At 74.0% G+C, this 23889-nt stretch carries 23 protein-coding genes and 1 tRNA gene; 10 read left to right on the forward strand and 14 right to left on the reverse strand.

The features are described 5' to 3' along the window. Positions 1–44: 44 nt before the first annotated feature. Entirely contained in the window at positions 45–1025 is a 981-nt protein-coding gene (locus tag BJZ21_RS15955) for a ribose-phosphate diphosphokinase (protein WP_425490523.1), read from the reverse strand. Positions 1026–1143: 118 nt separating this feature from the next. Between BJZ21_RS15955 and BJZ21_RS15960 the strand changes: the two genes are divergently transcribed. Further along, a complete protein-coding gene (locus BJZ21_RS15960) occupies positions 1144–2100 on the forward strand; it encodes a nucleotidyltransferase family protein (protein ID WP_179664654.1) in 957 nt (318 codons plus the stop codon). Then, positions 2097–3422 carry a hypothetical protein gene (locus BJZ21_RS15965; protein ID WP_179664655.1) on the forward strand — a complete coding sequence of 442 codons (1326 nt, stop codon included), beginning with the start codon at positions 2097–2099 and terminating at the stop codon, positions 3420–3422. Before BJZ21_RS15960 ends, BJZ21_RS15965 begins: the two co-directional genes overlap by 4 nt. Before the next feature lie 14 nt (positions 3423–3436). Here BJZ21_RS15965 and glmU read toward each other — a convergent pair whose 3' ends face one another. Further along, complete coding sequence (glmU, locus tag BJZ21_RS15970) at positions 3437–4927, reverse strand: bifunctional UDP-N-acetylglucosamine diphosphorylase/glucosamine-1-phosphate N-acetyltransferase GlmU (protein ID WP_179664656.1); 1491 nt, start codon at positions 4925–4927, stop codon at positions 3437–3439. Positions 4928–5009: 82 nt separating this feature from the next. Further along, a tRNA-Gln gene (locus BJZ21_RS15975) sits at positions 5010–5091 on the reverse strand. A 139-nt stretch (positions 5092–5230) separates the two neighbouring features. Here BJZ21_RS15975 and BJZ21_RS15980 point away from each other — a divergent pair. Together BJZ21_RS15980 and BJZ21_RS15985 are read left to right on the forward strand one after the other, a co-directional pair. Further along, positions 5231–6358 carry an ATP-dependent DNA ligase gene (locus BJZ21_RS15980; protein ID WP_179664657.1) on the forward strand — a complete coding sequence of 376 codons (1128 nt, stop codon included), beginning with the start codon at positions 5231–5233 and terminating at the stop codon, positions 6356–6358. Further along, positions 6351–6920 (forward strand): hypothetical protein, encoded by a 570-nt coding sequence (locus BJZ21_RS15985; protein WP_179664658.1) that lies wholly within the window; start codon positions 6351–6353, stop codon positions 6918–6920. The genes BJZ21_RS15980 and BJZ21_RS15985 overlap by 8 nt, the downstream gene beginning before the upstream one ends. 77 nt (positions 6921–6997) lie before the next feature. Here BJZ21_RS15985 and BJZ21_RS15990 read toward each other — a convergent pair whose 3' ends face one another. The 4 genes from BJZ21_RS15990 to BJZ21_RS16005 form a co-directional block, all read right to left on the reverse strand. Next, positions 6998–8098, reverse strand: coding sequence for a DNA polymerase domain-containing protein (locus BJZ21_RS15990; RefSeq protein ID WP_179664659.1), 1101 nt, complete (start codon positions 8096–8098; stop codon positions 6998–7000). A 72-nt stretch (positions 8099–8170) separates the two neighbouring features. Beyond that, complete coding sequence (locus tag BJZ21_RS15995) at positions 8171–8620, reverse strand: hypothetical protein (RefSeq protein WP_179664660.1); 450 nt, start codon at positions 8618–8620, stop codon at positions 8171–8173. Further along, positions 8620–9840: a fatty acid desaturase family protein gene (locus tag BJZ21_RS16000; RefSeq protein ID WP_179664661.1), complete on the reverse strand. Its 1221-nt coding sequence runs from the start codon at positions 9838–9840 to the stop codon at positions 8620–8622. Before BJZ21_RS16000 ends, BJZ21_RS15995 begins: the two co-directional genes overlap by 1 nt. A 31-nt stretch (positions 9841–9871) precedes the next feature. Then, complete coding sequence (locus BJZ21_RS16005) at positions 9872–10987, reverse strand: ferredoxin reductase (RefSeq protein WP_179664662.1); 1116 nt, start codon at positions 10985–10987, stop codon at positions 9872–9874. 131 nt (positions 10988–11118) lie between these two features. Between BJZ21_RS16005 and msrB the strand changes: the two genes are divergently transcribed. Beyond that, a complete protein-coding gene (gene msrB, locus BJZ21_RS16010; RefSeq protein ID WP_179664663.1) occupies positions 11119–11520 on the forward strand; it encodes a peptide-methionine (R)-S-oxide reductase MsrB in 402 nt (133 codons plus the stop codon). 103 nt (positions 11521–11623) lie between these two features. On the opposite strand, the gene hemQ is transcribed toward msrB, so the two are convergent. The 6 genes from hemQ to BJZ21_RS16040 form a co-directional block, all read right to left on the reverse strand. Beyond that, a complete protein-coding gene (gene hemQ, locus BJZ21_RS16015) occupies positions 11624–12352 on the reverse strand; it encodes a hydrogen peroxide-dependent heme synthase (protein ID WP_179664664.1) in 729 nt (242 codons plus the stop codon). Positions 12353–12372: 20 nt separating this feature from the next. Beyond that, complete coding sequence (locus BJZ21_RS16020) at positions 12373–13023, reverse strand: response regulator transcription factor (RefSeq protein ID WP_179664665.1); 651 nt, start codon at positions 13021–13023, stop codon at positions 12373–12375. Beyond that, positions 13023–15158, reverse strand: coding sequence for a histidine kinase (locus tag BJZ21_RS21845; protein ID WP_179664666.1), 2136 nt, complete (start codon positions 15156–15158; stop codon positions 13023–13025). Before BJZ21_RS21845 ends, BJZ21_RS16020 begins: the two co-directional genes overlap by 1 nt. 99 nt (positions 15159–15257) lie before the next feature. Continuing rightward, a complete protein-coding gene (locus tag BJZ21_RS16030) occupies positions 15258–16025 on the reverse strand; it encodes a hypothetical protein (RefSeq protein ID WP_179664667.1) in 768 nt (255 codons plus the stop codon). A 114-nt stretch (positions 16026–16139) separates the two neighbouring features. Continuing rightward, a complete protein-coding gene (locus BJZ21_RS16035) occupies positions 16140–16427 on the reverse strand; it encodes a hypothetical protein (protein ID WP_179664668.1) in 288 nt (95 codons plus the stop codon). A gap of 401 nt (positions 16428–16828) precedes the next feature. Beyond that, positions 16829–18244, reverse strand: a complete 1416-nt coding sequence (locus BJZ21_RS16040) for a protoporphyrinogen/coproporphyrinogen oxidase (RefSeq protein WP_343052174.1) — start codon at positions 18242–18244, stop codon at positions 16829–16831. 88 nt (positions 18245–18332) lie between these two features. Between BJZ21_RS16040 and BJZ21_RS21850 the strand changes: the two genes are divergently transcribed. The 3 genes from BJZ21_RS21850 (at position 18333) to BJZ21_RS16055 (ending at position 20560) form a co-directional block, all read left to right on the forward strand. Continuing rightward, positions 18333–19097, forward strand: a complete 765-nt coding sequence (locus BJZ21_RS21850) for an NYN domain-containing protein (protein WP_179664670.1) — start codon at positions 18333–18335, stop codon at positions 19095–19097. Between the two features lie 144 nt (positions 19098–19241). Then, positions 19242–19799 (forward strand): hypothetical protein, encoded by a 558-nt coding sequence (locus BJZ21_RS16050; RefSeq protein WP_179664671.1) that lies wholly within the window; start codon positions 19242–19244, stop codon positions 19797–19799. A gap of 383 nt (positions 19800–20182) precedes the next feature. Continuing rightward, positions 20183–20560 carry a hypothetical protein gene (locus BJZ21_RS16055; protein ID WP_179664672.1) on the forward strand — a complete coding sequence of 126 codons (378 nt, stop codon included), beginning with the start codon at positions 20183–20185 and terminating at the stop codon, positions 20558–20560. Between the two features lie 188 nt (positions 20561–20748). On the opposite strand, the gene hemE is transcribed toward BJZ21_RS16055, so the two are convergent. After that, positions 20749–21828, reverse strand: coding sequence for a uroporphyrinogen decarboxylase (gene hemE, locus BJZ21_RS16060; protein ID WP_179664673.1), 1080 nt, complete (start codon positions 21826–21828; stop codon positions 20749–20751). 31 nt (positions 21829–21859) lie between these two features. Here hemE and BJZ21_RS16065 point away from each other — a divergent pair, with 31 nt between their 5' ends. Next, positions 21860–22495, forward strand: coding sequence for a DUF3000 domain-containing protein (locus BJZ21_RS16065; protein ID WP_179664674.1), 636 nt, complete (start codon positions 21860–21862; stop codon positions 22493–22495). Positions 22496–22500: 5 nt separating this feature from the next. Continuing rightward, positions 22501–23826, forward strand: a complete 1326-nt coding sequence (locus tag BJZ21_RS16070; RefSeq protein ID WP_179664675.1) for an HRDC domain-containing protein — start codon at positions 22501–22503, stop codon at positions 23824–23826. Positions 23827–23889: the final 63 nt, after the last annotated feature.

Below are 23889 nucleotides of genomic sequence, written 5' to 3' on the forward strand. Positions count from 1 at the left end.
CCGCCGGCGGCCACGTCACCGCCCACCGGCGATCGCCGACTCGGTCAGGCGTGCCCGTCGAACATCGAGGTGACCGAGCCGTCCTCGAAGACCTCGCGGATCGCGCGGGAGACCAGCGGCGCGATCGACAGGATGGTCAGCTTGTCGAACTGGCGGTCGACGGGGATCGGCAGCGTGTTGGTGACGATCACCTCGGCGGCCGGGCTGTTCTTCAGCCGGTCCACGGCCGGGTCGGACAGGATCGCGTGGGTCGCGGCGATGACCACGCCGGCCGCACCGTCGGCCATCAGCGCCTCGGCGGCCTTCACGATCGTGCCGCCGGTGTCGATCATGTCGTCGACGAGCACGCAGATCCGGCCCTCGACCTGGCCGACCACCCGGTTCGCGACGGTCTCGTTGGGCCGGTCGATGTTGCGGGTCTTGTGGATGAACGCCAGCGGCGCGCCACCGAGCCGGGCCGACCAGCGCTCGGCCACCTTGATCCGGCCGGCGTCCGGGGAGACCACGGCGAGCTGCTGCGCGCCGTACTTCTCCCGGACGTAGTCGGCGAGGATCGGCAGCGCCATCAGGTGGTCGACGGGGCCGTCGAAGAAGCCCTGGATCTGGTCGGCGTGCAGGTCGACGGTGATCAGCCGGTCGGCACCCGCGGTCCTGAACAGGTCGGCCATCAGCCGCGCGGAGATCGGCTCGCGGCCGCGGTGCTTCTTGTCCTGGCGCGCGTAGCCGTAGAACGGCATCACCACCGTGATCCGCTTGGCCGAGGCGCGCTTGAGCGCGTCGACCATGATCAGGTGCTCCATGATCCACTCGTTGATCGGCGCCGTGTGGCTCTGGATCACGAACGCGTCGCAGCCGCGGACGGACTCCTCGTAGCGGACGTAGATCTCCGAGTTCGCGAACTCGTACGCCGACTGCGGCACCAGCTCGGTGCCCAGCAGGGACGCGACCTCCTGCGCGAGCTCGGGGTGAGCCCGTCCGCTGAAGACCATGAGGTTCTTCTCGGTGGTCCGCTTCATTCCGGTCACGGGGCCGCTCCCTGGCTCGCCGAACATGTGCGTACACGGATTGTTCACCACCCGGCCCCCGCGACCAACTCCGGTGTCCGGCACGTGACGGGGCTCGCATGGCCTAGGCTCCCGGGGCGTGCCCCCCGAGCGACCCACGCCGGCCACGAGCAGGCCGGTCGTGCGCGACGTACGCCGCCGCCTCGTCGTCCTCGGCACGCGTCCCGAGCGGGACCACGCCGAGTGGGAGGAGCTCCGCGCCCGCCTCGACGCCGTCGACGCCGCCGACCGCGGACGGGCCTGGCGCGAGGCCAGCGTGCTGGTCGACCTGACCTTCCGCCAGCGGCCGACCCGCAGCTACAAGCAGCTGCGCCAGATCCGCGAGCGCCGGGTCGAGCATGGCGCGGCGGACGCGTTCGACCGGTTCTGGCAGGAGTGCCGGCGGGCGCTCGCGCCCTACACCCTCACCCCGCACGGCTACAGCCTCGCGCTGGACAGCCGCGACCCCGACGCGCTGTGGCGAGCGGTCGCCGACCTGACCGCGCACTTCGGCGAGCTCGGCCACCCGGTGCTGGTCAACTCCGGCACCCTCCTGGGCCTGGTGCGGGACGGCACCGTCCTCGGGCACGACGACGACGTCGACCTGATGGTCGTGCTCGGCCGCGACGACTCCCCCGACGCCGCAGGCGCCGCGCGGGAGTGGCGCGACCTGCGCGCCCACGCGGCGGAGGCCGGCCTGCTGGACCGGGAGTTCGAGCGGCGCCGCCCCGGCCACTGCCGGGTCGTCACCGCTGACGGGTTGAAGATCGACCTGTTCCCGGCCTGGCAGGGCGGGGACCGGATGTTCGTCTGGCCGCACACGTACGGCGAGGTCGCGGCGGCCGACGTCCTCCCGCCCGAGCAGCGGCGGATCGGGACCCAGGGGCCGGTCGTGCTGCTGCCGCGCCGGCCGGAGCTGCTGCTGGAGGCCAACTACGGGCCGGGGTGGCGGGAGCCGGACCCGACGTACCGCTTCGACTGGGACCGGGCCCACGAACGGTTCGCCGGGTTCCTCGCCCACCTCGGCAGCCGACGGGGCGCGGGGGCGGGCTCGTGACCCGGACGCTGTGGCTGCACTGCGGCTCGTTCAAGGCCGGCTCCTCCCGGATCCAGCACGAGATCTGGGCCCGGCGCGCCGAGCTGGCCGACCGCGGCTGGCTCTACCCGGAGACCGGGCTGGTCACCGACGAGCCCGACGTCGGGATGCGGCACTCCCACTTCGTCTACCAGCGCTATGACCCCCGCCAGTTCCGGTCGCTGCTGGAGGGCCTGGCCGCGGAGATCGCCGCGTCGGGCTGCGACCAGGTGCTGATGTCCTCCGAGGCCTGGACCCGGCCCGGCTCCGGCCCGGCGCTGGCCGAGCTGGTCGGGCTGCTGCGCGGCCAGGGGCTGGTCGAAGACGTCCGCGGCGTGGTCTACCTGCGCAACCGGTTCGACTACGCGCGCAGCTTCTTCCGCGAGCTGACCCGGCGGCGGGGCAACCGCAAGCCGCTGGCCGCGTTCGTGGCCGCCAACGAGCGGCCGCTGGACCCGCTCGACACGGTGCGCACGCTGCGTGACGCCCTCGCCCCCGGGACGCTGCAGGCGTTCCGCTACGAGGAGGTCGGGGACACCGGGGTCCACTTCTTCCGGCTGCTGGGCCTCGACGCCGTCGCGGCCGCGGACCGGACCAACACCGGGCTGCCGGCCGTCGAGGTGGAGGCCTGCCGCCAGCTGAACCTCGTCGCACCCGAGCTGCAGCCGGCGTGGCCCGGCCTCGCCGCCGCCACCCCGTCCCACGTGCGGCTGGAGCTGCCCGAGGCGGTCGAGCGGTTCGCCCCCGGCCAGCTGGAGGCGGACCGCGACTACCGGGCCGACCTCGCCGCCGCCACCGGCTGGAGCGAGGCCCAGGTGGACGCCGCCCTGGCCCCGCCGGACCCCGACGGCGTCGACGTCACCTCGCTGGGGCCGGTGCTGCAGGGGGTGGTGCTGGACTGGGTACGCCGGACCGCCACACCCCTCGTCGAGGTGACGACGTGGTCACACCCGGACGTCGACCTGCTCGAGCTCAACCAGCCCGACCAGCCCCGGCGCGAGGATGCGGCCGGGGACGCGGCCGGGGACGAGCCCCGGCTGAGCGGCCGGCTGCTGCTGGCCCCGAGCGTCGCGGACGGCTGGCGGCTGCTGCTGGTCGGTGACCACGAGGAGCGCGAGGCCCGCACCGGCCGGCCGTCACCGGGGCTGGCCCGCCGGATGCCGGAGCGCCCCGACGCCGGGCACGCGCGGTTCCACGCCTCCCGCGTCGGCTTCGGCGGCGGCGGCCGGCTCGACCTTGTGCTGGAGCGCGCCTCGGGCGAGCGCAGCGTGGTCGCCACCCTGCGCCGTCGCTGGACGGCCTGAGCCGCGCCCGCGGGTCAGTCCGTCCCGGCAGCCTCGTCGTCGTCGCGGGTCGAGCGGGTCTCCGCTGCGGCGGCCTCGGCGGCGGCTGCCTGGGCGGCGGCTGCCTGGGGGGTCCCCGGGCGCCTCCGCTCGGCCCAGCCCTGGAGGTTGCGCTGCGGGCCGCCCGAGACGGCCAGCGCGCCCGGCGGCACGTCCTCCCGTACCACGGTGCCGCCCGCCGTACCGGCGCCGTCGCCGAGGCGGACCGGCGCGACGAAGGTGTTGTTGGCCCCGGTCCTGGCGTGCCGGCCCACGACCGTGCGGTGCTTCTGCACGCCGTCGTAGTTGGCGAAGATCGTGCCGGCCCCGATGTTGGTGCCCTCGCCGATCTCGGCGTCGCCGACGTAGGACAGGTGCGGTACCTTCGCGCCCTCGCCGATCACGGAGTTCTTGGTCTCCACGAAGGCGCCGAGCTTGCCGCGGGCGCCGAGCCGGCTCCCGGGGCGCAGGTAGGTGAACGGGCCGACGTTCGCGCCCGCGCCGATGACCGCGAGCTCGCCGTGCGCCCGCACCACCTTCGCGCCGGCGCCGATCTCGCAGTCCTTCAGCGTGCAGTCGGGTCCCACGACCGCGTCCTCGGCGACCACGGTCGCGCCCAGCAGCTGGGTGCCGGGCAGCAGCGTCACGTCGGGCGCGAGCACCACGTCGGCGTCGACCCAGGTGGTGTCGGGGTCCACGATCGTGACGCCCTCGCGCATCCACCGGTCGAGGATCCGGCGGTTCAGCTCGCGGCCGAGCTCGGCGAGCTTGGCGCGGTCGTTGGCGCCCTCGGTCTGCATCACGTCCTCGAGCAGGTGCGCGCCGACCGTGAGCCCGGCGTCGCGGGCGATCCGGACCAGGTCGGTCAGGTAGTACTCGCCGTTGGCGTTGTCGTTGCCGATCCTCGGCAGCGCCTCGAGCAGGAACTCCGCGTCCAGCGCCAGGATGCCGGAGTTGATCTCGGCGATCTCGCGCTGTACCGCGGTCGCGTCCTTCTCCTCCACGATCGCCTCGACGTCGCCCTCGTGGTTGCGCAGGATCCGGCCGTAGCCGAACGGCTCGGGCACCACCCCGCTGAGGATGCTGACCGCCCGCTGGGCCGCCTCGTGCTCCTCGGCGAAGGCGCGCAGGCTCGCGCCGGTGAGCAGCGGCGTGTCGCCGTAGGCCACCACGACGGTGCCGCTGACCTCGCCGTGCTCACGTTGCACCGCCTCGACGGCGATGCGTACGGCGTGGCCGGTGCCGTCCTGGGTCTCCTGGACCGCCAGCACCGCCTCGGGTGCCAGCTGCTGGATGTGCGGGGCGACCTGCTCGCGCTGGTGGCCCACGACCGCGACGATCCGCTGGGGCTCGACCTCGCGGACCGCGGCCAGCACGTGGCCGACCATGCTGCGCCCGCCGATCGGGTGCAGCACCTTGGCGGTCTTGGACTTCATGCGGGTGCCGCCGCCGGCCGCGAGCACGATGACGGTGAGATTGGTGGCCATGCTCCCTGTCCTGGGGTGGGGATCGAGGTCGTGCGCGGCATTCTCGCCGACGGGGGGCCGGATCGCGAGCCCGCCGTGGTGGTGGCTCCCCGGGTAGGAGTCGAACCTACGTCGCTAGTCCTGATTCAAAGTCAGGCGGGCCCTGCCGGCAGACCAACCGGGGAATGGCCTCTAACCCTAGGGCCCGCCCGGCGGGGCAGCACCCGGACCCGGCAGACCAACCGGCAGACCAACCGGCAGACCCACCGGCAGACCGAGGAATGACCCCCGACCCGAGGGCCCCGGCGGCGCTAGGGTCGCGTCGTGGACCTGCCCGTGATGCCGCCCCTCCAGCCGATGCTCGCCAAGGCCGTGAAGGGGATCCCCGACCCGGCGTCGGTCGGCGGGCTGAGCTTCGAGCCCAAGTGGGACGGCTTCCGGTGCCTGGTGTTCAAGGACGGCGACGAGGTCGAGCTCACCAGCCGCAACACCAAGCCGCTGACCCGCTACTTCCCGGAGGTCGTGGCGGCCGCCCGCGCGCAGCTGCCGGAGCGGTGCGTGCTCGACGGCGAGCTGTTCGTGGCACGCTCCGCCGGCGACGGTGAGGAGCGGCTGGAGTTCGAGGTGCTGCAGGAGCGCATCCATCCCGCGAAGTCCCGCATCGAGCTGCTCGCGGAGCAGACGCCAGCCGGGTTCGTCGCCTTCGACCTGCTCGCGCTCGGCGACACGTCGTACGTCGACCGTCCCTTCCGCGAGCGCCGCGCGGCGATGGAGGAGGCGCTCGCAGACCTGGCCGGGCCCTGCTACCTGACCCGCACGACGACCGACGCGGCCGTGGCCGAGGAGTGGTTCCACCAGTTCGAGGGCGCCGGGCTCGACGGCGTGGTCGCGAAGCCGCTCGACGCGAGGTACCAACCGAACGCGCGCACGATGCTCAAGATCAAGCACGAGCGCACCGCCGACGTCGTGGTCGCGGGCTACCGCGAGCACAAGACCAGCACCCCCGAGCGCCCGCTGCTCGGCAGCCTGCTGCTCGGCTTGTACGACGAGGGCCGGCTCCAGCACGTCGGCGTGAGTGCGAGCTTCACCGAGAAGCGGCGCGCCGAGCTGTGGCAGGAGCTGCAGCCGCTGGTCGTGCCGGTCGAGGAACACCCCTGGGGCGAGTGGGCCGACTGGGCGATCGCCAACCCCGACCGCGTCCCCGGCACGCAGAGCCGGTGGAGCGCGGGCAAGGACCTGTCCTTCACGCCGCTGCGGCCGGCCCTGGTGCTCGAGGTGAAGTACGACCACATGGAGGGTCGCCGGTTCCGGCACACCGCGCAGTTCAAGCGGTGGCGGCCCGACCGCGACCCCGAGTCGTGCGGCTACGGCCAGCTGGAGGAGCCGGTGAGCTACGACCTCGCTAGGATCCTGGGTGTCCACGACCTGCCGGGAGGCGATCGCGATGAGTGAGACCAGCCCCACCCCCAACGGCGAGACCTACCACGTCGTGCTGCTCGTCGAGCAGGAGCTGACCGCGGCCGACGCCGCGCAGGTCCGGTCCCTGCACGAGGGTCTCGACGAGCCGGTGGCCTACCACGTGCTGATGCCGCTGGAGGACGCCGCGGCGCGGATCGAGTCCGCGATGGGCTCGCTGTCCGCCGGCGAGGTGCTGACCTCCCCGACGATCGCGATGAACGACGTCGACCTCGAGGCGGTGCGCAAGGACTGCCAGGAGCGGTCCGCCGCCGACCTGCAGGCGACGCTCGAGGCGCTGCGCGCCACCGGCGCCACCGCCGAGGGCCGGGTCTGCGGCGAGCCACCGATCGACGCGCTGGCCGCGGAGGTCGCCCGGGTCGACGCCCGCGAGGCGATCATCCTGACCCGCTCGCACGTGGTCGCGGAGTTCTTCCACGTCGACTGGACCTCCAAGGCCCGCCGCAAGATCGGCGTGCCGGTCCTGCACCTGCTCGAGCACGAGAACTTCGACGAGCAGGCCGAGGGCTACGGCAGCGAGGGCGTCACCGGCTTCTGACCGGCGCCGGGGTCGCTGCGGGACGCGCGAGGCGCGCGGGACGCCGTACGGCCCGGCCCACCGGCGCGTGCGGTCCCTCAGCCCTCGACCCGGTTGCCGTCGGCGTCCCAGTGCGCGGCGACCTTCTTGCTCGGCTGCACCCGGGGCGGCTCGCCCGGCATCTTCGGGTAGTCCGGCGGGAACGGCATCTCCCCGCCCTCGCTGGCCTCCCACAGCTCCAGCAGCGGCGTCAGGTCGTGGTGCACCTCGTCGATCGACGCCCAGGCGTCCCCCTGCGAGGCGAGCCGCTCGGGCACCGTGAACAGGTTGAGCTCGCGCGGGTGCCGGACCTCGGCGAGCTCCTCCCAGCTCAGCGGCGTCGAGACGGGCGCGCCGGGCAGCGGGCGCAGCGAGTACGCCGAGGCGATCGTGCGGTCGCGGCAGTTCTGGTTGAAGTCGACGAAGACCCGCTCGCCCCGCTGCTCCTTCCACCAGGCGGTGGTGACGCCGCCGTCGCGCTTCTCCAGCTCCCGCCCGAACCCGATCGCGGCGTGCCGCACGTCGAGGAACTCCCAGCGCGGCGCGATCCGGACGTAGATGTGCACGCCCCGGTTGCCCGAGGTCTTGACGTAGCCCCGCATCCCGAGCTCCTCCAGCAGCTCGCGGGCCACGCCGGCCACCCGGACCGCGTCGCGGAAGTCGGTGCCGGGCTGCGGGTCGAGGTCGATGCGCAGCTCGTCGGGCCGGTCCTGCCAGGAATCCGAGGCAGGGTCGCGGCGCACCGGCCAGGGGTGGAAGGTGATCGTCCCCATGTGCGCGCACCAGACCGGCACCGCGATCTCGGTCGGGCAGATCTCCTCGGCCGTCCGGCCGGACGGGAAGGTGACCTCGACGCTCTCGAGGTAGTCCGGCGCCCCCTTGGGCACCCGCTTCTGGTAGAACGCGTCGGCGCCCCGGTCCTGGGGGCCGGTGGCCAGCCTCATGCCGGGTCGCACCCCCGAGGTCCAGCGCTCGAGCGCGGTCGGCCGGTCGCGCAGCGCCCGCATCAGGCCGTCCTCGACCGACGCGACGTAGCGCGCCACCCCCAGCTTGGTGACCTCGGGGGTGTCCTCGGTCGCCTCGTAGATCACCCGGTCCGGGCTCGAGACCCGCACCGAGCGTCCCCCGGCCTCCACCTCCGCGGCGGCTGTCTTCGCCATGGGCTCACGCTAGCGGGGTCGTGGGCCCGAGAGCGCCCCGGCGCGTCCTCGGGCACACGACCCGATCCGGGGTCAGCCGGTGAGGACCGAGTTGGGCTGGAACGTCGGGCGCCGGTCGAGGTCCTCCTTGCCGGGGCGGACGTACTCGAACCCGGCCGTGGTGACGATCGTCCAGCTGCGCACGTCCTCCTCCTGGCCGAGCACCCCGCCGGTCAGCCCGCGCACGGCGTCGAGCAGCGACTCCGCGCAGGACAGGTGCGCCGGCGGGAAGTGGAAGGCGTTGCGGTCGGCCTCGAGCCGGCTGCCGAGGAACGCGATCGGCCGGCCCAGCCCGGCGCCGCACACGCCGCAGACCCGCGACAGCGCGCACTGCGTGACGCGCCGGCCGTCGAGGCTCCGCACGCTGGGCGCCGAGCCGTCCCGCGGGCCGCCGAACCCGGCGGTCCCGCACGCGAACGGCACGGGTACGCCGAGCTCCGGGTCGGCCGGCAGCTCGCTGAAGGGGCGGGGAGCGGGGTCCATCAGTCGTGGCTCCTCTCCTGCGGGCTGCGGGTCCAGGAGCCGAGCTGCCTGATCCGGGCCGGCCGCTCGGCGTCGGTGCGCCGCTTGCGGTCGCGCACCGGGCTCGGCGGCTCCGGCTGGTCGCTCGAGGTCCAGCTGTTCGGCACCGAGAGCTTGATGATCGTGCGCAGCGCCTGGCCGTACTGGCGGTGCAGCGGACCGGTCGTGTACGGGATGTCGTACTTCTCGCACAGCGCGCGGACCTTCACCGCGATCTCGGCGTACCGGTTGCTCGGCAGGTCGGGGAACAGGTGGTGCTCGATCTGGAACCCCAGGTTGCCGCTGAGGATGTGCAGCAGCGGCCCGCCGTCGAAGTTCGCGGCGCCGAGGACCTGGCGCAGGTACCACTCCGCGCGGGTCTCGTCCTCGAGCTCCTCCTCGGTGAAGTGCAGCGCCCCGTCGGGGAAGTGCCCGCAGAAGATGATCACGTAGGACCACAGGTTGCGCGCCAGGTTCGCGGTCATGTTCGCGGTGAGCGTGGTCTTCCACCCCCGGCCCGAGAGCGCCGGGTAGACGACGTAGTCCTTGAGGATCTGGTTGCGGCCCTTGCGCGCGATCTGGCGCAGCTGCCGCTTCATCTCCTTCGGGTCCTTCTCGCCCTTGCGGATCCGCTCGAGGTCCAGGTCGTGCAGGGCCACGCCCCACTGGAACAGCGTCGCGAGCGCCGCGTTGTAGACCGGCTGGCCGAGGTTGGCCGGGTGCCACTTCTGCTCGCGGGCCATCCGCAGGATGCCGTACCCGATGTCGTTGTCGTAGCCGAGCACGTTGGTGAACTGGTGGTGGATGTAGTTGTGGCTGTGCTTCCACTGCTCGGCCGGCTGGGCGGTGTCCCACTCCCAGTTGCTGGAGTGGATCTCGGGGTCGTTCATCCAGTCCCACTGGCCGTGCATGACGTTGTGGCCGATCTCCATGTTCTCGAGGACCTTGGCCAGCCCGAGGAACGTCGCGCCGGCGACCCAGGCGGGGGTGCGCGCCCGCCTGCTCCGGGAGCCGGCGAGCAGCGTGAGCCGCCCGGCGGCCGCGAGGCCGCGCTGCACCCTGATCATCCGGTTGATGTACGCCGCGTCCGCGGCACAGCGGGACTCCTCGACGTCCCGGCGGATCTGGTCGAGCTCGCGCCCGATCTGCTCCACCTCGTCGGCCGTGAGGTGGGTGTACTCCTTGACGTCCGAGATCGCCATGTCGGGTCTCCTGTTCGTTGCGGGGTGGTGGTCAGATGTCGAGCACGCAGTCGCCGACCGCGGCGGTGACGCAGGTCTGCACGGGCTCGTTGGGCTGTCCGAACTCGTTGCCGTTGCGCAGGTCGCGCACGGTGCCGGAGACGAGGGTCAGCGTGCAGGTGTGGCAGATGCCCATCCGGCAGCCGTACGGCATCCCGACGCCGGCCTCCTCGCCCGCCTCGAGGACGGTGGTGGCGCCGTCGGCGTCGATCTGCTTGTTGGAGTTGCGGAACGTGATCGTGCCGCCCTCGCCGCCGTCGCCGCCGAGCTCGAGGGAGAACCGCTCGAGGTGCAGCCGGTCCTCGGCCGCCTGGTCCTCGAAGTGCGCGCGGATCGCGTCGAGCATCGGCCCCGGGCCGCAGGCCCAGGTCTCCCGCTCGCGCCAGTCCGGACAGATCCGGTCGAGCCCGCGCTCGGGGTCGGCCAGCGCGAGCATGCCGTCGAGGTCGGTGTGCAGCCGGTGCACGGTCAGGGACTCGTGCCGCGCCTCGAGGTCGGCCAGCTCGTCGCGGAAGATCATCCGCTCCGGGGTCGGCGAGGAGTAGTGCATGACCACGTCGGGCATCGCCCGGCCGGTCCCCCGGGAGCGGCGGTCCAGCGTGCGCAGCATCGCCATCACCGGGGTGATGCCGCTGCCGCCGACCAGGAACAGCATCCGCGCCGGCGGCGGGTCCGGCAGCACGAAGTCGCCCTCGGGCAGCGCCAGCCGCACGATGGTGCCGGGGGCGAGCCCCCTGACCAGGTGCGAGGACAGCAGGCCCTCGGGCATCGCGCGCACCGTGATCGAGATCGTCCGGCCCCGACGCTGCGGGGGCGAGCTCACCGAGTAGGACCGCCACTGGAACTTCCCGTCGACCTGCACGCCGATCCCGACGTACTGGCCGGGGCGGTGGTCGTAGCGCCAGCCCCAGCCCGGACGGATCACCAGGGTCGCGGCGTCCTCGGTCTCCGGGACCACCTCCTCGATCCGCCCGCGCAGCTCACGCTCGCTCCACAGCGGGTTGAGCAACCGCAGGTAGTCGTCGGGGTGCAGCGGGGTGGTCAGCTTGGAGCCCGCCCTGCGCACCCGGTCCCAGGGGATGGACTCCCAGGGGTTCGTCACGGCCATGCCCGCCTCCGTTCGACTGGTCTGGGAACTCAGTGAACAGGTGTTTACTGGAATGGTCAACGCCCCGAGAGGGTGAACTGCGTCCCAGCGCCCGGCGCGCGCCACTTTGCTCCCTCGCCTACCGTGGGGGCATGGGTTACGACGTGGAGAAGACCGACGAGGAGTGGCGGGCCGAGCTCTCGGCGGAGGAGTACGCCGTGCTGCGTCGGGCCGGCACCGAGGCGCCGTTCGTCGGTGAGTACACCGACACCGAGACCACCGGCGTCTACCGCTGCAAGGCCTGCCGGGCCAAGCTGTTCGAGTCCGACACCAAGTTCCACTCCGGCTGCGGCTGGCCCAGCTTCTACCAGCCGCTGACCGACACCGTCGAGTACCTCGAGGACACCTCGCACGGGATGAAGCGGGTCGAGGTCCGCTGCGCCGGCTGCGGCTCGCACCTCGGGCACGTCTTCCCCGACGGGTACGGCACCCCCACCGGCGACCGCTACTGCATCAACTCGATCAGCCTGACCCTCGAGCCCGCCGACTCCTGAGCTCGCCCGCCCGGGGCCCGCGGCCCCGGGGCTGGCGGTCCCGGCAGCGGTGAGCTGGCCACCGACCGCGCGCCGACACAGGTGGCTGACCCACCACCCGTGGTCAGGGCAGCCGGGCGACCAGCTCGGAGATCGGGGTGCGGGCGCCGGTGTAGAACGGCACCTCCTCGCGCACGTGGCGGCGGGCCTCGGCCCCGCGCAGGTGACGCATCAGGTCGACGATGCGGTGCAGGTCGTCGGCCTCGAAGGCCAGCAGCCACTCGTAGTCGCCGAGGGCGAAGCTGGAGACGGTGTTCGCGCGCACGTCGGGGAAGCCGCGGGCCATCATGCCGTGCTCGGCCAGCATCCGGCGGCGGTCGGCGTCCTCGAGGAGGTACCACTCGTAGGAGCGCACGAACGGGTAGACGCACAGGTGGGCGCGCGGCTCCTCGTCGTCCATGAACGCCGGGATGTGGCCCTTGTTGAACTCGGCGGGCCGGTGCAGCGCCAGCTGCGACCAGACCGGGTCGAGCCGCCGGCCGAACGCCGTACGGCGGAACCGGTGGTAGGCCGCCTGCAGGTCCTCCGAGCGCGGGGCGTGCCACCAGACCATCACGTCGGCGTCGGCGCGCAGCCCGCTGACGTCGTAGACGCCACGCACCACCACGTCGGACTCGGCGAGCTCGGCGAACAGCTTCTCGACCTCGGCGCCCTCGGCCTCGCGGTCGGCGTCGTCACCGAGGACGTCGCGGAGCCGGAAGACCGACCACATCGTGTACTGGATGGAGTCGTTGATCTCCCGGGCGCGCGCGGCCCGGGTCTTCGTGGCGGGGCTGTCGGAGGTCGTGCTCATGCCTCCATTGTGGACCCCGCTCAAGCGCGCCCGAGACCGGCCTCCCGGGCCTTGATGATCGCGGCCGCGCGGTCGGGTGCGTGCAGCTTGGCGTAGATCGCCGACACCGTGTTGCGCACGGTCTTGGAGGAGACGAACAGCGCCCGCGCGATCGCGTCGTTCGACCGTCCGGCCGCGAGCAGGTCGAGCACCGCCCGTTCGCGGTCGGTGAGCTCGGGGAACGGCACCGCCACCGTGGCCCGGCCCGCGAACAGGTCGGCGACCCGGCCGGCCAGGGTGGCCCCGAAGACCATGCCGCCGGCATGCGCGGCGCGCACGGCGTTGGCGACCTCCTCCGCCCCCGACCCCTTCAGCAGGTAGCCCGACGCCCCCGCGCGGATCGCGGCGAGGATCGTGTCGTCGTCCTCGTTCATGGTCAGCATCACCACCCGCACGCCGGGCTGCTGCGCGGTGACCCGCCGGGTGGCCTCGATCCCGTCCAGGTGCGGCATCTGGATGTCCATGACCACGACGTCCGGGGCAGCCTCGGCGACCACGCGCAGGGCGTCGCGGCCGCCGGCGGCGGTGCCGACGACCGCCATCCCGTCCAGGGCGCCGAGCAGCGAGACCAGCCCGTCGCGCACGATCTGGTGGTCGTCGACCACGACCACCCGGATGACCTGCTCGCCCATCAGCCCTCCCCCGCCGGCACGACCACCGGCTCCTGCCTCGCGTCCTGGCCCATGCTCGGCCCGGCGTCCTGCCCCGCGTCCGACCCGGCGTCCGGCCGCGCGGTCGGCAGCCAGGCCCGGACCAGCGTGCCGCCGCCGGGTGGGCAGGTCACCTCGCTGCGGCCGCCCAGCTCGGCGGCCCGCTCCCGCAGCGACAGCAGCCCGACGCCGGCCTGCGCCCGCTCGTCGATGCCGCTGCCGTCGTCGCGGACCTCCACGACCAGCTCACCGGGCCGGCGGCGCACGCGCACGGTCGCGGTGGCCGCGGCGGCGTGCCGCACCACGTTGGTCAGCGCCTCGGCGGCGATGCGGTACGCCGCCACCTCGGCCGCCGCCGGCAGCGCGCCGAGGTCGTCGGCCTCGACCCGCACCACGAGCCCGTCCCGGGTGAGCCGGTCGGCCTGCTGCCGCAGCGCCCCGGCCAGGCCCAGGTCGTCGAGGGCCGGCGGGCGCAGCTCGTGCACCAGCCGGCGTACGTCGGCCACCACCTCCTGCACCTGCTCGCGGGTGGCCGCGAGGTCGGCCCGGGCTGCCTCGGGGTCGCGGTCGAGCCGCAGCCGGGCCGACTCCAGCCGGAACACGACCCCGCTCAGCGCCGGGCCCAGCCCGTCGTGCAGGTCCCGGCGGATCCGTCGGCGCTCCTCCTCGCGCGCGGCGACCAGCCGTTCGCGACTGTCCTGGAGCTCCTCGGCGAGTCGGCTGGTACGGGCGGCGGTGGCCGCCTGGCGGACCAGGTCGCCGAGCAATTGCTCGTCGCGCCGGCCGAGCCGGCTGCGCAGCCCCCGGGCCGGGAGCACCAGCCGGCCCACCTCGACGCCGCGGTAGGCGATCGGTAGGCTGCGGGTCTCCCGCGGCGGCTCGCCGTACGTCGCGACCAGCCGCTCGCCCGCGGCCCGGTCGACCTCGACGCTGACGAAGCCCACGCCGAAGGCCGTCGCCACCGCCCGGGCGACCGCCGCGAGCTGGGCGGGGCCCTCGTCGGCGGTCTCCAGGCTGGCGGCCAACCCGGCGACGACGTCGTAGGGGTTGTCGCGGCCGCCGAGCAGCAGCCGCCGCACCCAGGCGGCCAGCCGGGACCGCAGCGGCGCGTAGAGCACCGCCGAGACCAGCAGCACGGTCGTCACCACCTGGCCCTGCGTGAGCGAGTCGCCCAGCGCGCCGGCCAGCGCCGCGACCGCCAGCAGGTCCACGCCGAGCAGCACGACGGCCAGGGCGCCGAGCACCAGCGTGCGGCCGAGCAGGTCCTCGATCGAGACCAGCCGGGGATCGACGATGCCGACGGTCATCGCCGCGGCGGGCAGCAGCGCCACGCAGAAGATCACCAGGTCCTGGACCTGGCGGACGTGGACGACGAAGCCGAGCACGATGACCAGGGCCATCGCGACGACCGACCACAGCAGCCAGCGCATCCGCTCGCGCTCGAGGCCGCGGGCGACCCGGTGGCGGGCCACCACCGAGGCCATGGCGACGCCCAGGCCGGCGATCGAGAGGGCCACGGCCAGCGGGATGGCCCGGTCGGCCAGCCCGCCCAGGGCCGGCACCGTGAACGCGTCGACGTCCACGCCCGGGGGTGGGTCGATGCCGCTGGCCTGCGGGCCGGTGGGCGCGAGGATCGCCGCGGCGACCGACACGACCATCAGCGCCAGGGCCGCCTGGCACGCCCGGCCCCAGCGGCCCTCCAGGAAGCGCCCGGTCGGGAAGATCATCAGCAGCACCGCCACGGTCACCGGCAGGAACGCCCCGAACCGGTTGAGGAACCACAGGGCGAGGTTCTCGCCGGGCAGCGCGTCGTCCGGCCGGATCCCGAACCGGACGTAGGACTGGGTGAGCCCGTCCAGGGCCCAGAACACCCCCAGCCAGGCCAGCGCCCAGCCCCAGCCCTGGCGCACGTCGCGCACCAGGATCACCGTGGCCAGTCCGCCGAGCAGCGGCCCCAGCAGCGCGTAGCTCCAGCCGTAGCCGGGGGCGAGCTCGCGACCGGGACCGGAGGGAGGCGTGGCCAGGTCGAGGGCGACGGTGAGCGCGAACGCGGCGGTGGTGAGCACGGGCAGCGCCAGCACCGCGAGGTGCCGTCGGGTCGCCTGCCTGGGGTCCACCGGCACATTGTGCGGCCGGCCCGACCCCGAGGGGGCCGGACCGGCCGGGTTTGCCCGGGATGTGGGGTCCCGGGACGGGAGCGGCACGGCGTACGCCGGTCAGCGGGCCGCCGCGCGGTGCGCCCGGTCGCCGAGCGCGAACCCGGCGGCGGTCACCACCAGCCACACCGAGCCGGTGACACCGGCCATGTACTCCAGCGGGGAGATGCCGAGCAGCAGGGTGAGACCGCCCAGGACCAGGCCCACCCGGCCGGTCCAGCGCGGCACCGCGCCCCGGCGCGCGGCGACGAACACCGCCAGCCCGGTGAGGCCGGCCAGCGTCCACAGCCACGGGACGGTGCCGATCCAGTGGTTGTACATCGCGCTGGTCGCGTCGTCGACGTACCCGTCGCGGGCCGCGAGCGACATCATGTACTCGGTGTCCAGGCCGCTGCCCAGGATCGACACCACCGCGGTGCCGAACAGGCCGGCGAACGCGACCAGCGGGATCGTGCTGTCCGGAAGCGCGGCCCGCAGCCGGCGGTACAGCCCGGCCGCGAACAGCACGGTGAGCACCGCGCCCAGCGCGGTGACGGTGTGGAACGCGAACATCACGCCGGCCTTGTCCTGCAGCGCCGTCGCGACGCCGTCGGTGGTCCCGGCGAACCGGTCCGCGTAGACGACGTCCACCAGGCTGGAGGTCACCAGCGTGCCGATCCCCGCCAGCCCCGCCGCGATGCCGGCGAGCGTCCAGGCGCGACCGGGGTGGCCGGGGTGGGCGGGGTGGCCGGTCGGACGCGAGGCGGCGGGGGCCGGGGTCCCGGCGTACGGCCCGGGGTCCAGCACGTCGGAACGGACCGGGTTGGAGGTGGAGACGTGGGTGCTCATGCGGCTCTTCCTTCGGGTCGGGACGGCGGTCGCCGTCGATGGCCCGACGGTGCCGGGCCCGGTGTCCCGACCGACAGGGACAACGAGGCAGACCTGCCGGGCGCCCGGGCCGGGCTAGGGCGAAGCGGGCCGGGGAGCCGGGGGCGCCGGGCTACCCGGGTCCGGCGCCGGGCGGGACGCCTGGTTGCAGGACCCGCAGTTGGGGCACTCCACGACCGCGTCGCGGATGGAGTGCGCGCCGTTCGCGCCACGGATCAGCAGGAACGTGCACGCGCCGCAGAGCAGGTTGGCGTCACCGGGGCCGAAGAAGAGCGGCCCGACCTGCCGCTCGTCGTGGCGCCGGATCACCGGGCGTCCGTCGCGCGCACCGCATTCGATCACGCGCAAGCGCTCAGCACTCACGCTCGAGACCATGACCCAGACCACCCAGCATGACCAGTGACCAATGACCCTTCTCAGCCATGCGCCGCCGGGCCTCCGCGTGCGGAATGGTGACAGACCGCAGCCGGGTAGTGCGGGGATCTGCGGTTGGTCGCCATTCCGCAACCGGATCCGCGGCCCCGGGGACCGGCCCACATGACCCGGGCGGGGGATGCGCCGGCCCGGGCCCCTGCGGATGCTGGGAGCAGGACGCGCCGGTGCGGCCGAGTCGCAGGCAAGAGTGGGCCGGACCGAGTTTCACCGGGGGGCGGGGCTCAGGACCCCAGGCCACCACCCCAGGCCGGAAGCAGAGAGCGACTGGGCTCACCCACCGCCCACCGGCGCGGGTGCGACGAGCCGGCCGGCGGGGTTAGCCGGCGGGCTCAGCCGGCGGGCGGCGCGTCCAGCGCCTCGCGGGCGGCGCGGTGCGCGGAGGCGACCACGGCCGGGATGCCGACCCCGTCGTACGCCGCGCCGCAGACCGCGAGCCCCGGCACCCGGGCGATCGCGGCGCGGACCCGGGCGACCCGGTCGAGGTGTCCGAGGGCGTACTGCGGCAGCCCGCCGCCCCACCGCTGGACGTGCGTGTCGACCGGGGTCGCCGACAGGCCGACCGCGTCCGCCAGGTCGGCCAGCGACCAGCCGACCAGCTCCTCGTCGGCGGCCTGCAGCGCGACCGCCTCGCGGTGCCGGCCCAGAGAGGTGCGCAGGTGCACCAGGTCCTCGCCGTCGAGCGTCCGGCGACCGGCGTCGCGGACCCAGGCCCACTTGGCGAACGAGAACGTCGCGGCCTTGATCCGGCGTCCGGCGGTCGGCGGGACCAGGAACCCCGAGCCCTGGCCGCCGAGCCGTTCCTCGAGCAGCGGCAGCACCTCGGCGGCCCGGAACGCCAGCGTCACCACCGCCACCGAGGCGGACTCGACGCCCGCGAGCTCGGCGGCCGCCGCCGGCGCGACCTCGCCGAGCAGCCGGGCCGTCGGCGCGGCCGGGGTGGCCAGCACGACCGCGTCCGCGCGGAGCTGCTCGGGGGCGGTGGTCGGCCCGACCGCCAGCACGAAGCCGGCACCGTCCGGGCCGGGGCGGAGCCCGCGCACGGTCGCGCCGGTGCGCACGACGAACGAGCCGGAGGCCAACGCCTCGGGGAGCCGGCCCATGCCGCCGGGGACGCCGGCGAACACCGGCCGGTCGTAGCTGGGCGGGATCGCGCCGGCCTGCTCGAGCAGCGACCCGCGCTCGGCGTACGCCACCAGCTGCGGCACCGCGGCGCGGGCGGAGATCTCCCGGGAGCGGCCGGCGTACACGCCGCCGAGCAGCGGCTCGACCAGGCTGTCGGTCACCTCGTCGCCGAACCGGCGGGCCACCAGGTCCCCCACCGACACGTCGCCGTCGAGGACCTCCGCGGCCAGCTCGGGCTCCCGACGGGCCCGCGCGAGCCCGTCGGCCGACAGCACGCCGGAGGAGGCGAGCTGGTCCAGGTCGAGCGGCACGCCCATCAGCGAGCGCGGCAGCGGGCGGAGCGCGTCGCGCACCCACAGGCGGGAGGACACCACCGCCGGATGGATGACCTCGAGCCCCGCGGCCGCCGCCAGCGTGACCCCCTCGGGGCGCCGGTTGAGCATCGCCTCCGCGCCGACGTCCACCGCGACGCCCGCCACCTCGTGCCGGCGCAGCTTGCCGCCGACCCGGTCGGTCGCCTCGAGCAGCAGCACGTCGTGGCCGGCCGCGGCGAGGTCGCGGGCCGCGGTGAGCCCGGCGATCCCGCCCCCGACGACGACCACCCGGCGTTGCGCACGATCCACCCGGCCATCCACCCGGTCAGGGTAGGCCGCGCCGCGAGATCGACCCCGAAGGGGTACGCCGGCCGGGCCGGTCTGCGAGGCTGGTCCCGTGCCAGCCGACAGCCGCCTCGCCGTCCTCATCGATGCCGACAACACCTCCGCCGCCTCCGTCAGCGCCCTGCTCGAGGAGCTGACGCGGTACGGCGTACCGACGGTCAAGCGCGCCTACGGCGACTGGACCACCCCGCAGCTCTCCCCCTGGAAGGACGAGCTGCACCGGCACGCGATCCAGCCGGTCCAGCAGTTCGCCTACACGAGCGGCAAGAACTCCACCGACTCCGCGCTGATCATCGACGCGATGGACCTGCTCTACTCGGGCAACCTCGACGGGTTCGCGATCGTGTCCAGCGACAGCGACTTCACCCGCCTCGCGACCCGGCTGCGCGAGTCGGGCAAGACCGTCATCGGGCTCGGCCGGCGGCGTACCCCTCGCTCGCTGGTGGCCGCCTGTGACCGGTTCATCTACCTCGAGGTGCTGGGCCGGGAGCCGGTCGACGCGGCCAAGGCGACCCAGCAGCCCGACGAGGAGGCGGCTCCCCTGCCGGAGCTGCGCAAGATCCTGGTCGCCGCGATCGACTCCACCTCGCACGACGACGGCTGGGCGGCGCTGTCGGTGGTCGGCAGCCACATCAGCGCCAACAACCCCTCGTTCGACTCCCGCAACTACGGCTACCCCAAGCTCGTCGAGCTCGCCCGGGCGCAGGACTACGTCGACGTCGAGCAGGAGCCCGACCAGCAGGTGCGGGTGCGGCTGCGGCCGACCCGCACCGCGCGCAAGCGCGCACCCCGCAAGACGGCCGCGAAGAAGTCCTGACGCGGCGCGCCCTGACCGGCGGGGCCGGCCATCCGGGACTGTCCACAGGCGGTCTGGCGGGGCCTTCCCAGGCCGTGGGTCCTTCCGTAATGTGCATTTCCGCGGCCCCTCGCCGGGCCGCGGCTTCGGGGGAAGGATCCGTGGATGGAGCGCTCTCGGTCGGCGTTCGCCGCTCTTGGCCTCCTCCTCGCCTGCGCGCTCGCCGGGTGCTCGTCGCAGGATCCGGTGCCGAAGGTCGCGCCTGCGTCGGGGATGTCGGAGTCCGTCTCGCCGTCAGCGTCCGACCCGGCCTCGGAGAGTGCAACTGCGACGCCGTCGAAGAAGGCCCGGCCGGTCGCTGTAGTTCGCTCCTGGGTAGCAGCGCGTAACAAGGCGTTACGGGGCGAAGGTGTCGATGATGTCCGTGAACTGAGTGCGCCGAGTTGCAGGACCTGTGATGGGCTCATCGAGCCGATCGAGGAGATCTATTCCAGTGGCGGTCACTTCGACACGGCTGGGTGGCGAATCGCCAAGGCAAGGCTCCGTTCTACGGGCTCGTCGCGGGCGGTCGTCGATGCGGGCGTGGTGATGGCTGGTGGAACGACGGTGTCTGAGGCGGGCGCTACGCCGAATGAGTATCCGCCCGAGCGGCATATGGCGGTCTTCAAGTTGCAGCCATCCGAGAAGGGCTGGCTGGTCAGTTTCTTGGGCTTCTTGTCATGAGGGCCTCCTTGACCTTGGCTCTCGCCCTGCTCGCGAGCTCGCTCGTCTTCTGCACTCCGGCCGCTCACGCGACGGGTGAGTGTCATTGGACGCAGGCAGAGCAGTTCGTGGACGGTGCGGTCCAGTTGGTGGCGCATCAGACCTGCACTTCGACCACTCAACCGCCCGCTCCTGCAGGGGTGGCGTCCCACGCCACCCCGCCGAGGGATTCGGGCTGGGACGCCGCCTGTGTTCGGATGGCCATAACGGTCGGCCTCCCGCCTGACCGTTTCTGTGCAGCGCAGGGTAACGGCCCCGGCGCTCCTGCACCTCAGCCGCAGATCACGCAGGCGTTGGTGCTCCAGGCACTGCGGAGGGTTGGCCTTCCGGGGTCGCAGCTGGAGGTGCAGCCGCCGGGTGGGGAGACGCTGGTCAACTTCCGGACCAACTTCTACACCGAGCAGGAGCCGTTCACCAGGACGGTGCAGTTGCTGGGTCGCAGGGTCGATCTGCGGATCTGGCCGAGTCAGTTCCACTGGCGGTTCGGGGACGGCGCGGACCTGGCCACCTCGGACGCGGGTGCGCCCTACCCGGACCTGCAGATCACCCACGCCTACGAGTCCAAGGGTGGTGTGAGTCCGAGCGTGGACACGACCTACGCGGCGCAGTTCCGCGTGGATGGCGGAGCGTGGCGAGACGTCGACGGCACGGTGACGATCCCCGGAAGCCCGGTGCGGCTGCAGGTGCGGACGGCGCGGCCGGTGCTGGTCTCCTACCAGTAGCGGTTTGCGGCGGATCGCAAGCACCAGAGGGGTGGGATCCGCCGCAAAGGAAATCGGCCCTCGACCGGCCGGAACACCGCCCGCACGTCAGTGGCGGCGGGGCCGCGAGAGACATTCACGCCGGCCAACGCACACCTCACGGGCTCCGTGCCGGCTCGGAGGGCCGGCTCGGCACCCCTCACGCCAGATCAGGCCACCGGATAGGACTGCACGAACTCGGTCAGCCGCTTGAGCTGGTCGGGGTCGGTGGAGGGGATGACGCCGTGGCCGAGGTTGAAGATGTGCCCGCGCGCGGCGCGGCCGGCCTCGATCACCTCGGCGGCCCGGGCGGTCATCAGCTCGGTCGGGGCGAAGACCAGGGTGGGATCGAGGTTGCCCTGGACGGCCCGGTCTCCCACCAGCGGGATCGCCGAGCCCAGCGGCATCCGCCAGTCGACGCCGACCACGTCGGCGCCCGCCTCACCCATCAGCGTGAGCAGGTTGGAGGTGCCGACCCCGAAGTGGATCCGCGGCACCCCGAGCGCACCGACCCGCTCCAGCACGTACGCCGAGTGCGGCCCCACCTGCGCCCGGTAGTCGGCCGGGGTCAGCGCACCCGCCCACGAGTCGAACAGCTGCACCGCGCTGGCACCGGCGGCGACCTGCACCTCGAGGTAGGCCGCGGCGATCCGCGCGATCTTGGCCATCAGCGCCTCCCAGACCTCGGGGGCGCCGAACATCATCGCCTTGGTGCGGGCGTGCTCCTTGGACGGGCCGCCCTCGACGAGGTACGACGCGACCGTGAACGGCGCGCCGGCGAAGCCGATGAGGGGGGTGCCGCCGAGCTCGCCGACGAGCCCGCGCACCGCCTCGGTGATGAACGGGACGTGCTCGGGCGTCAGCTCGGGGATCGCCTCGACGTCGGCGAGCGTGCGCACCGGATGGGCGACGACCGGCCCCACGCCGGGGGTGATGTCGAGGTCCACCCCGACCGCCTTGAGCGGCAGCACGATGTCGGAGAAGAGGATGGCCGCGTCCACGCCGTAGCGCCGCACCGGCTGCATGGTGATCTCGACGACCAGGTCGGGATCCACGCACGCGTCGAGCATCGCGACGCCCTCCCGGACCCGCAGGTACTCCGGCAGCGACCGACCGGCCTGGCGCATGTACCAGACCGGGGTGTGCGGCACGGGCTCGCCGCGCGCGGCCTTCAAGAAGGCGCTCTCGGAGACGTCTGGACGGGTGCTCACGGGGTGAAGCCTCGCAGGTCGGTCGGCGTGTTCGCACATCGAGACGGGCCCGCCGACCTACTGTGAACCCATGGTGGCCAGTCAGGAGACGCACCCCGGAGCGGGTGCGGGGGTGCCCCCGGAGTTCCGGGACGCGGTGAGCAGCATGCAGGCCGCCCGGCTGCGCCCGGAGGTCTTCTGTGAGGAGATGCCGGCGCCGCAGCGGATCGCGCCGTACGCCGCGGCGCTGTCCGCGGACGTGACCGTCGACGACACCGACGTCGGCACCGGCCGGATCATCCTCCTGCACGACCCCGCCGGCAACGACGCCTGGGAGGGCACCTTCCGGCTGGTGGCCTACACCCGCGCCGAGATCGACCTGGACCTGGTGACCGACCCGCTGCTGGCCAGCGTCGGCTGGTCGTGGCTGACCGAGGCGCTCGACGCCCACGGCGCGACGTACGCCGCCGCCTCCGGCACCGTCACCCGGGTGGCCACCGAGAGCTTCGGCGGCATGGCCGACGAGGGCGGCACCGCCCAGCTGGAGATCCGCGCCTCGTGGTCCCCCGCCCCGGAGCCGGGAGCGGTCCCCGGCGCCCCGCTCGACCTCGCCCCGCACATCGAGGCGTGGGGCGAGCTGCTGTGCACCGCGGCGGGGCTGCCGCCGGTGCCGGAGGGGGTTGCGGTGATCCCGAGCCGGCGCGGCCAGCGCGGTCCGGGACACTGAGTCCTATGCCCCCGCTCGCCGACCCCTCCGAACCCGAGCTCGCCGACATCCCGGCCGCGGATCCCGAGGGGGTGCCGGCCGGCGACACCGTCCCCGAGCCGCCGGTCGAGGAGCGCCCGCTGCTCACGCTGCGCGACGGCCTGCCTTCGGTGGTGCAGGACGCGGAGCGGCTGCGCGAGGTCGCCGCGGCCATCGCCGGCGGCACCGGCCCGGTCGCGATCGACGCCGAGCGGGCCTCGGGCTACCGCTACTCCTCCCGCGCCTACCTGATCCAGCTGCGCCGGGAGGGCGCCGGCACCGCGCTGGTCGACCCGATCGCGCTGGACACCCTCGACCCGCTGGCCGAGGCCCTGGCCGGCACCGAGTGGATCCTGCACGCCGCCAGCCAGGACCTGCCCTGCCTGGCCGAGCTGGGGCTGCACCCCGACGCGCTCTTCGACACCGAGCTCGCGGGCCGGCTGCTGGGCTATCCCCGGGTCGGCCTGGCCACCCTGGTCGAGACCCTGCTCGGCCACCGGCTCGCCAAGGAGCACTCCGCGGTCGACTGGTCGACCCGCCCGCTCCCGGAGCCGTGGCTGGAGTACGCCGCGCTGGACGTCGAGGTCCTCGTGGAGCTGCGCGCGGCGCTGGCCGAGGAGCTGGCCGCCGCCGGCAAGGACGACTGGGCCCGCCAGGAGTTCGACCACCTGCGCACCTTCCAGCCGACCCCCCGGGTCGACGCCTGGCGGCGCACCTCCGGGATGCACCGGGTCCGCGGCCGCCGCGGCCTGGGCGCGGTGCGCGCGCTGTGGGAGACCCGCGACGAGATCGCCGCCCAGCGCGACGTCACCCCGGGGCGGATCATCCCCGACAGCGCGATCGTCGCCGCCGCGCAGGCGATGCCCGCCGACAAGCCGTCCCTGCTGCGCACCCGCGGCTTCCACGGCCGGGGCGCCGAGCGGTACGCCGGCCGCTGGCTGGCGGCGCTGCGCGAGGCCACCGAGATGCCCGAGGACCAGCTGCCGGCCCGCTCGCCGCGCAGCGACGGTCCGCCGCTGCCCCGGGCATGGGCGGAGAAGGACCCGGTCGCGGCCAGCCGGCTCGCGCTCGCCCGCAGCGCCATGGCCGACCTGGCCGAGCAGCACTCGATCCCGGTGGAGAACCTGCTGACGCCCGACTACCTGCGGCGCACGCTGTGGACGCCGCCCGCGACCCGCGACCCGGGCCAGCTGCTCGACGAGGTCGCCGCCCAGCTCGCGGCGTACGGCGCCCGCAGCTGGCAGATCGCGCTCACCGCGCCGCTGCTGACCACCGCGGTGCTGCAGGCCGACGCCGAGGCCGCCACGGACTGACGTCGGGTGCCTCCGCGCCCCGGGCCGGCCGGCCCGCCCTCGGCCGGCGCTCGAGCCGACCGG

The organism is Nocardioides panaciterrulae, assembly GCF_013409645.1.
Taxonomy (GTDB): Bacteria; Actinomycetota; Actinomycetes; order Propionibacteriales; family Nocardioidaceae; genus Nocardioides; species Nocardioides panaciterrulae.

What these genes read in the sequence shown, in the direction of transcription:
- BJZ21_RS16000 (WP_179664661.1), bottom strand. Translation starts at nt 9,840, where the DNA reads ATGGCGATCTCGGACGTCAAGGAGTACACCCACCTCACGGCCGACGAG.
- BJZ21_RS15990 (WP_179664659.1), bottom strand. Translation starts at nt 8,098, where the DNA reads ATGGCGAAGACAGCCGCCGCGGAGGTGGAGGCCGGGGGACGCTCGGTG.
- glmU (WP_179664656.1), bottom strand. Translation starts at nt 4,927, where the DNA reads ATGGCCACCAATCTCACCGTCATCGTGCTCGCGGCCGGCGGCGGCACC.
- msrB (WP_179664663.1), top strand. Translation starts at nt 11,119, where the DNA reads ATGGGTTACGACGTGGAGAAGACCGACGAGGAGTGGCGGGCCGAGCTC.
- BJZ21_RS16030 (WP_179664667.1), bottom strand. Translation starts at nt 16,025, where the DNA reads ATGAGCACCCACGTCTCCACCTCCAACCCGGTCCGTTCCGACGTGCTG.
- BJZ21_RS15985 (WP_179664658.1), top strand. Translation starts at nt 6,351, where the DNA reads ATGAGTGAGACCAGCCCCACCCCCAACGGCGAGACCTACCACGTCGTG.
- hemE (WP_179664673.1), bottom strand. Translation starts at nt 21,828, where the DNA reads ATGTGCGAACACGCCGACCGACCTGCGAGGCTTCACCCCGTGAGCACC.
- BJZ21_RS16065 (WP_179664674.1), top strand. Translation starts at nt 21,860, where the DNA reads ATGGTGGCCAGTCAGGAGACGCACCCCGGAGCGGGTGCGGGGGTGCCC.
- BJZ21_RS15995 (WP_179664660.1), bottom strand. Translation starts at nt 8,620, where the DNA reads ATGGACCCCGCTCCCCGCCCCTTCAGCGAGCTGCCGGCCGACCCGGAG.
- BJZ21_RS16070 (WP_179664675.1), top strand. Translation starts at nt 22,501, where the DNA reads ATGCCCCCGCTCGCCGACCCCTCCGAACCCGAGCTCGCCGACATCCCG.
- BJZ21_RS16020 (WP_179664665.1), bottom strand. Translation starts at nt 13,023, where the DNA reads ATGGGCGAGCAGGTCATCCGGGTGGTCGTGGTCGACGACCACCAGATC.
- hemQ (WP_179664664.1), bottom strand. Translation starts at nt 12,352, where the DNA reads ATGAGCACGACCTCCGACAGCCCCGCCACGAAGACCCGGGCCGCGCGC.
- BJZ21_RS16005 (WP_179664662.1), bottom strand. Translation starts at nt 10,987, where the DNA reads ATGGCCGTGACGAACCCCTGGGAGTCCATCCCCTGGGACCGGGTGCGC.
- BJZ21_RS16050 (WP_179664671.1), top strand. Translation starts at nt 19,242, where the DNA reads ATGGAGCGCTCTCGGTCGGCGTTCGCCGCTCTTGGCCTCCTCCTCGCC.